The sequence below is a fragment of the Pantoea sp. SIMBA_079 genome (assembly GCF_046940275.1).
Classification (GTDB): Bacteria; Pseudomonadota; Gammaproteobacteria; order Enterobacterales; family Enterobacteriaceae; genus Pantoea; species Pantoea borealis.
Genome location: NZ_JAWRYR010000007.1, coordinates 174,326 through 186,184, shown reverse-complemented (window position 1 = coordinate 186,184; position 11,859 = coordinate 174,326). Strand labels below are relative to the sequence as shown.

At 56.5% G+C, this 11,859-nt stretch carries 11 protein-coding genes; 6 read left to right on the top strand and 5 right to left on the bottom strand.

The window, feature by feature from the left end; all coding sequences use genetic code 11:
* Positions 1-176 precede the first annotated feature (176 nt).
* A complete protein-coding gene (nadR, locus tag SB719_RS11775) occupies positions 177-1,403 on the top strand; it encodes a multifunctional transcriptional regulator/nicotinamide-nucleotide adenylyltransferase/ribosylnicotinamide kinase NadR (RefSeq protein ID WP_065650192.1) in 1,227 nt (408 codons plus the stop codon).
* A gap of 51 nt (positions 1,404-1,454) precedes the next feature.
* Here nadR and ettA read toward each other — a convergent pair whose 3' ends face one another.
* Both ettA and deoR read right to left on the bottom strand, forming a co-directional pair.
* Positions 1,455-3,122 (bottom strand): energy-dependent translational throttle protein EttA, encoded by a 1,668-nt coding sequence (gene ettA / locus SB719_RS11770; protein ID WP_075050757.1) that lies wholly within the window; start codon positions 3,120-3,122, stop codon positions 1,455-1,457.
* A gap of 153 nt (positions 3,123-3,275) precedes the next feature.
* Entirely contained in the window at positions 3,276-4,040 is a 765-nt protein-coding gene (gene deoR, locus SB719_RS11765) for a DNA-binding transcriptional repressor DeoR (RefSeq protein WP_314687164.1), read from the bottom strand.
* Between the two features lie 298 nt (positions 4,041-4,338).
* On the opposite strand from deoR, the gene sltY reads away from it, so the two are divergent.
* Positions 4,339-6,258 carry a murein transglycosylase gene (gene sltY, locus SB719_RS11760; protein WP_292975373.1) on the top strand — a complete coding sequence of 640 codons (1,920 nt, stop codon included), beginning with the start codon at positions 4,339-4,341 and terminating at the stop codon, positions 6,256-6,258.
* Between the two features lie 43 nt (positions 6,259-6,301).
* Positions 6,302-6,625, top strand: coding sequence for a trp operon repressor (gene trpR, locus SB719_RS11755; protein WP_292975376.1), 324 nt, complete (start codon positions 6,302-6,304; stop codon positions 6,623-6,625).
* Here the strand turns inward: trpR and yjjX are convergent.
* Positions 6,600-7,118 carry an inosine/xanthosine triphosphatase gene (gene yjjX, locus SB719_RS11750; RefSeq protein WP_304233390.1) on the bottom strand — a complete coding sequence of 173 codons (519 nt, stop codon included), beginning with the start codon at positions 7,116-7,118 and terminating at the stop codon, positions 6,600-6,602. The genes trpR and yjjX overlap by 26 nt on opposite strands.
* 51 nt (positions 7,119-7,169) lie before the next feature.
* Here yjjX and gpmB point away from each other — a divergent pair, with 51 nt between their 5' ends.
* On the top strand, positions 7,170-7,823 hold the full coding sequence (gpmB, locus tag SB719_RS11745) for a 2,3-diphosphoglycerate-dependent phosphoglycerate mutase GpmB (protein ID WP_039382453.1): 654 nt from the start codon (positions 7,170-7,172) through the stop codon (positions 7,821-7,823).
* Positions 7,824-8,162: 339 nt separating this feature from the next.
* Here the strand turns inward: gpmB and robA are convergent, their stop codons facing one another.
* Positions 8,163-9,044 (bottom strand): MDR efflux pump AcrAB transcriptional activator RobA, encoded by an 882-nt coding sequence (robA, locus tag SB719_RS11740; RefSeq protein WP_065650187.1) that lies wholly within the window; start codon positions 9,042-9,044, stop codon positions 8,163-8,165.
* Between the two features lie 194 nt (positions 9,045-9,238).
* Here robA and creA point away from each other — a divergent pair, with 194 nt between their 5' ends.
* Positions 9,239-9,712 (top strand): protein CreA, encoded by a 474-nt coding sequence (gene creA, locus SB719_RS11735; protein WP_065650186.1) that lies wholly within the window; start codon positions 9,239-9,241, stop codon positions 9,710-9,712.
* Between the two features lie 46 nt (positions 9,713-9,758).
* On the opposite strand, the gene arcA is transcribed toward creA, so the two are convergent.
* A complete protein-coding gene (gene arcA / locus SB719_RS11730) occupies positions 9,759-10,475 on the bottom strand; it encodes a two-component system response regulator ArcA (RefSeq protein WP_039382461.1) in 717 nt (238 codons plus the stop codon).
* A gap of 610 nt (positions 10,476-11,085) precedes the next feature.
* On the opposite strand from arcA, the gene SB719_RS11725 reads away from it, so the two are divergent.
* Positions 11,086-11,790 carry a tRNA/rRNA methyltransferase gene (locus tag SB719_RS11725; RefSeq protein ID WP_314687159.1) on the top strand — a complete coding sequence of 235 codons (705 nt, stop codon included), beginning with the start codon at positions 11,086-11,088 and terminating at the stop codon, positions 11,788-11,790.
* The last annotated feature ends 69 nt before the right edge of the window (positions 11,791-11,859 follow it).

The following is an 11,859-nucleotide window of genomic DNA, read 5'->3' as shown; positions in this document are numbered from 1 at the left end:
TGCACGCAACCAGGGCGGCATAAATGCCGCCCCTGCGTTTGAGGATGCGCATAACTTTCCAGGGCGGCATAAATGCCACCCTGGCGATATGTAGGGGGCGCATTAATGCGCCCCTGGTTCAGACGATGCACGCAACCAGGGCCGCATCATCCTTTATTGCACGCAGGAGATACTGAGTGTCAGCATTTGACTATCTGAAGACCGCGATTCGCCAGCAGGGCCATACGCTGCAGCAGGTGGCTGACGCCAGCGGAATGACCAAAGGCTACCTGAGCCAGCTGCTTAACGCGAAAATAAAAAGCCCCGGCGCGCAGAAACTGGCGGCGCTGCATCACTTTCTCGGGCTGGAGTTTCCGCGTCGTGAAAAAACCGTGGGCGTGGTATTTGGCAAGTTCTATCCGCTGCACACCGGTCATATCTATCTGATTCAGCGCGCCTGCAGTCAGGTGGATGAGCTGCATATTATTATGGGCCACGACGAGCCGCGCGATCGCGCGCTGTTTGAGAGCAGCGCCATGTCGCAGCAGCCCACCGTCAGCGATCGGCTGCGCTGGCTCCTGCAGACATTCAAATACCAGAAAAACATTCGTATTCACTCGTTCAACGAAGAGGGGATCGAACCCTATCCGCACGGCTGGGATGTCTGGAGCGCAGGCGTCAGTGCGTTTCTGGCAGAGCAGGGGATTGTGCCCGACTGCGTCTATACCAGCGAGGAACCGGATGCGCCGATGTATCAGCAGTATCTGGGGATCCCGGCGCGGGTCATCGATCCACACCGATCGTTTATGAGCATCAGCGGCAGCCAGATCCGTCAGGATCCGTTTCGCTACTGGGAATATATTCCGACGGAAGTGAAGCCTTTCTTTGTGCGCACCGTGGCGGTCCTGGGCGGTGAGTCGAGCGGCAAATCCACGCTGGTCAACAAGCTGGCGAACATCTTCAACACCACCAGCGCCTGGGAGTATGGCCGAGACTATGTCTTCTCTCACCTCGGCGGCGATGAAATGGCGCTGCAGTACTCGGACTACGATAAAATTGCGCTGGGTCAGGCGCAGTACATCGATTTTGCCGTGAAATATGCGAATAAAGTCGCCTTTATCGATACCGACTTTATTACCACTCAGGCGTTCTGTCTGAAGTATGAAGGGCGCGAACACCCCTTTGTACAGGCGCTGATCGATGAGTACCGATTTGACCTGGTGATCCTGCTGGAGAACAACGTGCCGTGGGTGGCAGACGGCCTGCGCAGCCTCGGCAGCTCGGTGGACCGGCGTGAGTTTCAGTCCATTCTGGTGACCATGCTGCGGGAAAATAACGTTGAGTTTGTGCACGTGCAGGAGGACAACTACGATGCGCGCTTCCTGCGCTGTGTGGAGCTGGTAAAAGAGCGGCTGGGCAATTAACGCCTGAGCACAATAAAAAAGGCGCCCGGAGGCGCCTTTTTTATCAGCAGATTACTTCGCCATACGCTTGTATTTGATACGCTTTGGCTCCAGCGCATCCGCGCCGAGGGTGCGTTTCTTATACTCTTCGTATTCGGTAAAGTTACCTTCAAAGAACTCAACCTTGCCCTCATCCTGGTAATCGATGATGTGGGTGGCAATACGGTCCAGGAACCAGCGGTCATGCGAGATCACCATCGCGCAGCCCGGGAACTCCAGCAGGGCATTCTCCAGCGCGCGCAGGGTTTCGATGTCGAGGTCGTTGGTCGGTTCATCCAGCAGCAGCAGGTTACCGCCTACCTGAAGCAGTTTCGCCAGGTGCAGACGTCCGCGCTCACCGCCGGAGAGTTCGCCCACGCGTTTGCCCTGATCGGTGCCTTTGAAGTTAAAGCGTCCGACATAGGCACGGCTTGGCATCTCGGTGGTACCGATACGCATAATGTCCTGACCGCCAGAGACTTCTTCCCATACCGTTTTGGTGTTATCCATCGCGTCACGGAACTGATCGACCGACGCCAGCTTCACGGTTTCGCCCAGCTCGATGCTGCCGGAATCAGGCTGTTCCTGACCCGACATCATACGGAACAGTGTCGATTTACCCGCGCCGTTCGGCCCGATAATCCCGACAATCGCGCCTTTTGGCAGCGAGAATGACAGATCGTCAATCAGGACGCGGTCGCCATACGATTTGCTGAGGTTTTTCACTTCCAGCACTTTATCGCCAAGGCGGGCGCCAGGCGGAATAAAGAGTTCGTTGGTTTCATTACGCTTCTGATAATCGCTGTTGTTCAGCTCTTCAAAGCGAGCCAGACGCGCCTTGCCTTTAGACTGACGGCCTTTCGCACCCTGGCGAACCCACTCCAGCTCTTTTTCAATGGATTTGCGGCGTGCAGCTTCCTGTGACGCTTCCTGCGCCAGACGCTGATCTTTCTGCTCCAGCCAGGAGGAGTAGTTGCCTTCCCACGGAATACCTTCACCGCGGTCCAGCTCCAGGATCCAGCCCGCTACGTTATCGAGGAAGTAACGGTCGTGGGTGATCGCCACCACGGTGCCTTCAAAGTCGTGCAGGAAGCGTTCCAGCCAGGCGACAGATTCCGCATCCAGGTGGTTGGTCGGTTCATCAAGCAGCAGCATGTCCGGCTTTTCCAGCAGCAGACGGCACAGCGCCACGCGACGGCGCTCACCACCCGACAGGTTGCCGATTTTGGCATCCCACTCCGGCAGACGCATGGCGTCAGCGGCACGGTTGAGCTGGGTTTCCAGATTATGGCCATCGTGCGCCTGGATCACTTCTTCCAGACGACCCTGTTCGGCAGCCAGCTTGTCAAAGTCCGCATCGGGATCGGCGTAAAGCGCGTAGACTTCATCCAGACGCTTCAGGGCGCCAGCAACTTCTGCCACCGCTTCTTCAACCGATTCACGCACGGTGTGTTCCGGGTTGAGCTGTGGCTCCTGCGGCAGATAGCCCACTTTAATGCCCGGCTGCGGGCGTGCTTCCCCTTCGATATCTTTATCGATACCGGCCATGATACGCAGCAGGGTCGATTTACCCGCGCCGTTCAGGCCGAGAACGCCGATTTTGGCGCCCGGGAAGAAGCTGAGAGAGATATTCTTCAGAATGTGACGCTTCGGCGGTACCACTTTGCCGACGCGATGCATGCTATAGACGAATTGAGCCACGTTGTGATGAGCCTCTTGGTCTGTAAATAGTGGAACGTCAGATGCTGAAGTTTAGCTTTTTTCGCGGCCTAATCACAGCCGCGCCACGGTGAAACTTGCGTGACAGGCGTGATGTCAGGCGCACTGCTGCGTAATTGTACGCGCTGACGGCGATCAGGGAAGATGCAGCGTAATCGCCTGCTCTGTCAGCCACGCACTGAGCGCGTCGTCAGGAGCGCTGTCGCTGACCAGCCGCTCAAACCGGTGCAGTGCGCTGATACGGGCGGGCAGCACCTTGCCATATTTGCTGCTGTCTGCCACCAGTACCCGTTCGCGCGCGCGCAGCATGGCGTGATGCTTCATCGCCAGCTCATTCAGGTTGTAGCAGGTTGCCCCCTGCTGCAGATCCACGCCGGCTGCTGAGATAAACGCCAGCGCCGGGCAGAGGTCATCAAGAATGGAGTGGTTGCCGACTGGCGTGAACACCGCATTGTCAGCGTGAAACTCGCCGCCGCTGAGGATCACGCTGCAGGCGGGCTTCTCTTTCAGTGTCAGAAAGGTGTTCATCGCGCAGCAGATAGCTGTAAAGGGAAGGGTGTCCGGAATAGCATCGATGACGTAGGGCAGCGTGGTTCCGCAGTCAAAAAACACCGTATCATTTTCACGAATCAGCGCGGCGGCGGCCTGCGCCAGCCGACGTTTACGTGCGGCGTTATGCCCGTGCTGATCGGAGACAAAATAGTGCCCGACATGACTTTTTGGATCGCTGACCACATAGCCACCGAGCAGTACCACCTGCGAGGCGGGTTCGCTGAGATCGCGGCGGATGGTCATTTCAGAGACGCCCAGCAGCTGCGCCGCCTCTTTCAGATGCAGCTTATCGGTGCGTTTCAGGGCCTGGGCCAGCTTATTGAGTCGTTCGTCGCGCCGGGTTTCCATAAGCATCTCGGTAAAAGTGGTGTTCTGCCGCAGAGCAGCGGATGCGGTTTGCCATTTAGCCTCTGAGCGAGACAATCCTGACAGGTTTCAGGCGGTTGCGGCGCCGTCAGCAGCGGGTGGCTAATAGTAGCCTTAAAGGCGCGGTGGCGTAAACTGCGTTGCAGGTGCACAAGCGGCTTAGGGTGGCAGGAACATACTTACCAGGTAAATTTTGTTAAGAACGTGGCGAGAGATGAAAGCCCTGGTTAGCATGAAGGGAGTCCGGCATACGCTGGACCGAAGCAGAGAGGAGAGCGGAGTGGAGAAGTGGCGTAACTGGATGATAGGGATGTGTCTGGTCAGCACGGCAGGCAGCGTATGGGCCGACTCGCTGGATCAGCAACGACAGCGCTATGCGCAGATCAAGCAGGCCTGGGATAACAAACAGATGGACCAGGTTGAGCAGCTGATGCCGACGCTGCAGGATTATCCGCTCTATCCCTATCTGCAATATCGCCTGCTGGCGCAGGATCTCGATCAGGAAGCGGGGCTGGCGATCAAAAACTTTATTCAGCAGTATCCGACGCTGCCGCCGGCAAAATCGCTGCAGACGCGGTTTGTGAATGTACTGGCGCACCGGCAGGACTGGCAGGGGATCCTGAGTTTTAGTCCGGATGAGCCAAAGCCGGTGCAGGCGCGCTGCAACTGGTATTACGCTAAATGGGCCACCGGCCAGCAGCAAACGGCGTTTGCCGGTGCGAAAAGCATCTGGCTGCGCGGATCGGCACTGCCCGCCGACTGTGACCGGCTCTTCTCGGTCTGGCAGGCGTCAGGCCAGCTCTCGCCGATTACCATTCTGGAGCGCATCCGGCTGGCAATGAAGGCGGGCAACGACAGCCTGGTGAACTACCTGGCGAAAATGCTGCCGGCAGATTATCAGACCACCGCCAGCGCACTGCTGGCCCTGCAGCAGAACCCGCAGACCGTAACGACCTTTGCCGCCACGCTGGGGCCGACCGACTTTACCCGCATGGCCACCAGCTACGCCTTTGCGCGCGTGGCGCGCGAAGATATGGATAACGCGCGCATGATGATCCCGCAGCTGGTCAACGCGCAGAAGATGAGTCAGGCAGAAGAACAGGATCTGAAAGAGGCTGTGGTATGGCGCATGATGGGAGCCGACCTGACCTCAGAGCAGGCGCGCTGGCGTGATGCTGTCGTGATGAACAGTGAATCCACCGCGCTTATGGAGCGTCGCGTGCGCCTTGCGCTGAGCGAAAACGACCGCCGCGGCCTGAACACCTGGATTGCGCGACTGCCGCCGGAAGCGAAAGAAAAAGATGAGTGGCAGTACTGGCAGGCCGATTTGCTGATAGCGCAGGGACGTAAAGAGGAGGCGGACGAGATCCTGCGTAAGCTGATGCAGCAGCGCGGCTTCTACCCGATGGTCGCGGCGCAGCGGCTTGGCACCGACTATCCGCTGAAAATTGATGACGCGCCGGCTGCGGACAACAGCATTGTGCAGGGGCCGGAGATGGCGCGCGTACGTGAGCTGATGTACTGGGGCATGGATAACCTCGCGCGCAGCGAGTGGGCAAACCTGATTGTCAGTAAAACCCGCACGCAGCAGCAGATGCTGGCGCACTATGCAAACCAGCAGGACTGGTGGGATCTGAGCGTGCAGGCCACGATCAGTGCAAAAATGTGGGATAGCCTGAAAGAGCGTTTCCCGCTGGCGTGGCGCAATCTGTATCAGCAATATACCGGCGATAAGGCGATCGATCCGAGCTACGCCATGGCGATCTCGCGTCAGGAGAGCGCATGGAACCCGAAAGCGCGCTCCCCGGTCGGGGCAAGCGGATTGATGCAGGTGATGCCGGCCACGGCCGCGCATACCGTGAAGATGTACAATATTCCCGGCTATGTGAACAGCAGCCAGCTGCTTGATCCGCAAACCAATATCCAGATTGGCACGCAGTATCTGGAGTATGTGTATCAGCAGTTCGGGCAGAACCGCATCTTCTCCTCTGCCGCTTATAATGCCGGTCCGGGACGGGTGCGCAGCTGGCGCAACAACAGCGGAGGCAAACTGGATGCCGTGGCCTTTATTGAAACGATTCCGTTCTCTGAAACGCGGGGTTACGTGAAGAACGTGCTGGCGTATGACGCCTATTATCGTTACTTCATGGGTAAACCTGACAAGATTCTCAGCGACAGCGAGTGGAATCAGCGTTACTGAGTGTGTTATGCTTCCGTACTCGTTAATGAGTACGGAAGCCGCTATGCCTTCATCCCTTTCTGAACAGTCCGCTGACGATCACTGGCTGCGTTTTATCGACCTGATGCAGCACGCATTTGCTGATGACCTGGCACTGCCGATGCTGCAGCTGATGATGACGCCCGACGAACGTGAATCGTTCGGTACGCGGCTGCGCATCATTGAAGCGTTAATCAACGGCGATATCAGCCAGCGTGAGCTGAAAAACGAGCTGGGCGTGGGCATCGCAACGATAACGCGAGGCTCCAACAGCCTGAAAGAAGCGCCGCCTGAACTCAGACGCTGGCTGGAAGCCCGGCTAATTACTGCTGATAAAGCGGATGAGTAAACGGGCAGAGTGCGAGGATCAGCGCCTGATGATAGACGCTGGAGCGGGTCAGCAGGCCCTGCGTAAAGGCGCCGATCGCGCCGCCCTTGTGTTTAATATTCTCTACGCCAGTCAGGCGTGCCATCTCCTCGCCCAGCTCGCGCCCGGCAGCTAACCCTGCCAGTACAACCGGCGGCAGCGTAAAACTGGCAGAGCGTGATTCACCGCGCTGCTGTGCATTTTCCACCACCATCCATGCAAACGCGCAGTCGCCCTCAATGCCCGCCTCAATAGCCACCCAGAAATCCGCCTCTGGCGCGGCCGCACGGGCATTAACTACGCGCTGACGTGCGCCGCGACGCGTTTCCGCATCGCTGAGCGGCTGAGCCGCCACGCCGCTCTCGACCGCTACCCCGCGAATATGGCAGGATCCCTCACCGAAAACGTCGCTGAACGCCTGCGCAACCGCGCGAATTTTTGCCGGATTGGTGGTGGCTGCGACAACATGGTACATAATGGGTTGAACCCTCAAGGCAAATTTGTCGCAGTATAACGGAAATCACGCATGTTACAGGTCTATCTTGTTCGTCACGGTGAAACGGTTTGGAATGCGGCCCGACGCATTCAGGGGCAGTCCGACAGTGCTCTGACGGATAAAGGTGAACAGCAGGCACGTCAGGTCGGTGAGCGGGTGAAAACGCTGGGCATTACGCACGTCATCGCCAGCGATTTAGGTCGCACCCGGCGTACGGCAGAAATTATTGCTGACGCCTGCGGCTGCCCGGTTACGCTGGATGCACGTCTGCGCGAGCTCAATATGGGCTGTCTGGAGCAGCGTCCGCTTGATGGCCTGACGGCCGAAGAAGAGCGCTGGCGCAAGGCGCTGGTGGATGGCACAGAAGCGGGGCGCATTCCTGGCGGTGAGTCAATGAGCGAGCTGGCGGCACGCATGCATGATGCGCTGAATGCCTGCCTCGATCTGCCAGCTGGCAGCCGGCCGCTGCTGGTCAGCCACGGTATGGCACTGGGTGCGCTGGTCAGTACCATTCTGGGGTTACCGGCGCACGCGGAACGCCGGCTGCGCCTGCGCAACTGCTCAATTTCACGCGTGGATCATCAGCAGAGCGCCTGGCTGGCCTCTGGCTGGATCGTAGAAACCGCCGGTGATGTCTCGCATCTCGACGCTCCGGCACTGGATGAGCTGCCAGGAGCGCATTAATGCGCCCCCTACGGAAAATGTAGGGGCGCCATTAATGGCGCCCGGGTTAATGCGCGTGCGGAACATGATGACGTCATTAATGGCGCCCGGGTTAATGCGCGTGCGGAACGTGATGACGCCATTAATGGCGCCCGGATTGATGTGCGTGCGGAACGTGATGACGTCATTAATGGCGCCCGGGTTAATGCGCGTGCGGAACGTGATGATGTTTTTACCGCGGCCAGGGTCCCCGTAGGGGCGCCATTAATGGCGCCCGGGTTGATGCGCATGCGGAACGTGGTGATGTTTTTACCGCGGCCAGGGGCGCATTAATGCGCCCCCTGCAGGCTTCTTGGGCGATTAATTAACGGGCTGCGGGCGGATCGGGATCAGGTATTCGCAGCGGATATCGGCCGGCGGTTCGCTGCGTTTTTTGCCGCCGTGGGTATAGAAGCGCTCAATATCCTGGCCCTGACGGCGGATCAATCCCAGCATCGGCATGCAGGTGCCGTAGAGCATCAGGATAAACTCCTGCAGTGCGACGCGCGGCCCTTCATAGCTGAACTGCACGTAGTCTCCTGCTTCCAGCGTCACGCGCTGGTTAGACTGCATGTCCAGCGCCTGCTGATCGACCGGAACCGCAGTGGTATAAAGGATCTCCTGCTCATCATCTTTCTCATGGCTGGCGCGTACCTGATGCAGGCCGTAAAGCACCGGCGGCACGGTATCGGTTTCCAGCAGGAACTGCTTCCAGAAGTGCACGCGCATCTCATCGCGATAGCGGGAGATCTGCTCCAGCGCGCAGGTGTAACTCTGCGTCTGCCCCACCAGAATCGTCTCCGGCAGCGTGACAAACTGTGCTTCTGGCACGGGCTGGTTATCCAGACGAATAGGCGGGCGGATACCGTAAGAGTTCCACTCAGATGAGCGACGATACCAGGCAGGCGTCTGATTAAACTGTTTCTTAAACGCGCGCGTAAAGGTCTGCTGTGAATCGAAGCGATACTGCAGAGCGATATCAAGGATAGGGCGGCTGGTCAGGCGCAGCGCCACCGCGGCTTTGGAGAGACGGCGCGCACGGATGTATGCCCCGATGGCATGTCCGGTAACCTCTTTAAACATCCGTTGCAGGTGCCATTTGGAGTAACCCGCTTTCAGCGCAACGTTATCAAGTGAAAGCGGCTGATCCAGATGGCTCTCCAGCCAGACAAGCAAATCGCGAATGATACCGGCTTGGTCCATAAAACATCCTCATAACTCTCTGGTGGCGCAACGATGAAGTCGTCGAATAATAGCACTAAATGCACAAACGCGCGGCGCTTGTGTGTTGATCAAGTGTGCTATATCAATGCGGGTGATAACCCGTTCAGGTTTGGTTCTTTTATCTGGTGACGGTACATTATCGCCACATCTCTTTCCTTTGCAATGGTAACCCAATGACAATAAATCGCGCTCTTATAGTCACGCTGGCAACTTTTATGTTCACCCCCGTCGCGCTGGCGGAGGAGATCGGCTCTGTTGACACCGTATTCAAAATTTTCGGCCCCGATCATAAAATCGTGGTCGAAGCGTTCGACGATCCGGACGTGAAAAATGTCACCTGCTATATCAGCCGGGCAAAAACCGGCGGCATCAAAGGGGGACTGGGGCTGGCTGAAGATACGTCGGATGCGGCTATCTCCTGCCAGCAGGTAGGGCCTGTAGAGCTTAGCGAGAAAATCGCACAAGGCAAGGCGCAGGGAGAAGTGGTGTTTCGCAAGCGGACATCGCTGGTGTTCAAAAAGCTGCAGGTGGTGCGCTTTTTTGATCAGAAACGCAACGCGCTGGTCTATCTGAGCTATTCCGATAAGGTCGTGGATGGATCACCGAAAAACGCGCTGAGCGCGGTGCCCATTATGCCGTGGCATTAAAGCCGTTAAAAAAAACGCCCGGACGGGCGTTTTTTTACTGTTTAACTTAATCCTGCAGTTCACCGCAGAAGCGATAGCCTTCGCCATGGATGGTGGCGATGATTTCCGGCGTATCGGGTGTTGACTCGAAATGTTTACGAATACGGCGAATCGTGACATCCACGGTACGGTCATGCGGCTTAAGCTCGCGACCGGTCATCTTCTTAAGCAGGTCGGCACGCGTCTGGATTTTGCCCGGATTTTCGCAGAAATGCAGCATCGCGCGGAATTCACTGCGCGGTAGCTTGTATTGCTCGCCGTTTGGGCTGATCAGCGAGCGGCTGTTAATATCCAGCTCCCAGCCGTTGAAGCGATAGCTCTCAACCTGACGACGCTCTTCACCCGGCATGGCCAGGTTCATGGTGCGCGACAGCAGATTACGCGCGCGAATGGTCAGCTCACGCGGATTAAAAGGTTTAGTGATGTAGTCATCAGCGCCAATTTCCAGGCCGAGGATCTTATCCACTTCATTATCGCGACCGGTCAGAAACATCAGCGCGACGTTTGCCTGTTCACGCAGCTCGCGCGCCAGCAGCAATCCATTTTTCCCTGGGAGGTTGATATCCATAATCACCAGGTTTACGTCATTGTCTGTTAAAACCTGATGCATTTCAGCACCATCAGTGGCTTCATAGACCACGTAACCTTCCGCCTCGAAAATGCTTTTTAGCGTGTTACGCGTGACCAGTTCGTCTTCAACGATAAGAATGTGCGGGGTCTGCATGTTTTGCTACCTAAAATTTGCCAACAAATCGAAAACAGGGCGTACAACCGTTGCCGCGACAAAATAAAAATGTGTCATAGGCGTGTGCGCAACCGGAGTACGAAATAATCTTCGGAATATACCATCCATCAGGTCAACGTCAGTGTCAGCTCAGCCGGTCAGAATGAATATCTGTGCGCCCCGTTGGGATCGGAATAGCGTTTATCCTAACCGCATTAACAGCAACCTAACAGCACCAGCAACAACCGATAAGCATAAAAACAACGCTTCGTTGACTTATATCAAAAGCAAGTGTAGCACGTTAACACTTTTATGAAAAACTTCTCCTGTATTGCCAGCTTAGCTCACAAAAAGCAGCATTTTCGCTACATTTAACCCGCGGTTTTAAACGCGTGCAAATTGCATAAATAGCTGGCGTAGTGCAATGAATTAACAGGGTTTATGTTTTATAACGCCATAATATTTGCCTGAGAGTGACAAATGTCTTCAGCACAATTTATTCCGGCAGTTTAACATTATTAACATTCCGCTTTATCACTGCATAACAATTGGTATTTTTATCACTGCATGCCACCATAGCGCACAGTGTTAATTTGCTACCGGAAAAATTATGTCTTTTCCCCTGATTTTGGTTTCACCCGCCCGCCCGGAAAATATTGGTGCCGCTGCCCGCGCAATGAAAACCATGGGCTTTACTGAGCTGCGCATTGTCGCCAGCGACGCATGGCAGGATCCGGCGGCGCGACGTGTTGCGCACGGCGCCGGTGAAATCCTCGACAGTGTCCGGGCTTACGCCACGCTGAGTGAAGCGCTGGCCGATGTCGATTTTTCTGTTGCCACCACTGCACGCAGCCGGGCGAAGTTTCGCTACTACGCTACGCCTGCACAGGTTGAGACTATTTTGCAGGAAAAGCGGCAGTGGCTGCCGCGCATTGCGCTGGTATTTGGACGTGAAGATAGCGGACTGACAAACGAGGAGCTGGATCAGGTCGACCTGCTGACCGGTATCCCGATGGCGGCGGATTATCCCTCCCTGAATCTGGGGCAGGCGGTCATGGTCTACTGCTATCAGCTCGCTTCACTTAATCAGGTCACCGTCACCCCGGCAGAAACGGCGAATGCGCTGCAGCTGCAGGCGCTGCGTCAGCGGTTTCAGCAGCTGCTTACCACGCTGGAGGTGAGCGATGACACTAAAATGGTGGACTGGATCGATCAGCGCATCGGTCTGCTGGAGCAGCGCGACAGCGCAATGCTGCACCGGCTGCTGCACGATGTGGAAAAAAAGCTGGCAGAGAATTACTCGGTAAAACCCTGAGTTGGTAGCTGCTGATCGGGCATCTCGCGTTTGTCGTAAACGATCTTAACAGCATTTGCCCGATTCAGC

What these genes read in the sequence shown, in the direction of transcription:
- deoR (WP_314687164.1), bottom strand. Translation starts at nt 4,040, where the DNA reads ATGGAAACCCGGCGCGACGAACGACTCAATAAGCTGGCCCAGGCCCTG.
- trpR (WP_292975376.1), top strand. Translation starts at nt 6,302, where the DNA reads ATGCCTTCATCCCTTTCTGAACAGTCCGCTGACGATCACTGGCTGCGT.
- yjjX (WP_304233390.1), bottom strand. Translation starts at nt 7,118, where the DNA reads ATGTACCATGTTGTCGCAGCCACCACCAATCCGGCAAAAATTCGCGCG.
- gpmB (WP_039382453.1), top strand. Translation starts at nt 7,170, where the DNA reads ATGTTACAGGTCTATCTTGTTCGTCACGGTGAAACGGTTTGGAATGCG.
- robA (WP_065650187.1), bottom strand. Translation starts at nt 9,044, where the DNA reads ATGGACCAAGCCGGTATCATTCGCGATTTGCTTGTCTGGCTGGAGAGC.
- creA (WP_065650186.1), top strand. Translation starts at nt 9,239, where the DNA reads ATGACAATAAATCGCGCTCTTATAGTCACGCTGGCAACTTTTATGTTC.
- arcA (WP_039382461.1), bottom strand. Translation starts at nt 10,475, where the DNA reads ATGCAGACCCCGCACATTCTTATCGTTGAAGACGAACTGGTCACGCGT.
- SB719_RS11725 (WP_314687159.1), top strand. Translation starts at nt 11,086, where the DNA reads ATGTCTTTTCCCCTGATTTTGGTTTCACCCGCCCGCCCGGAAAATATT.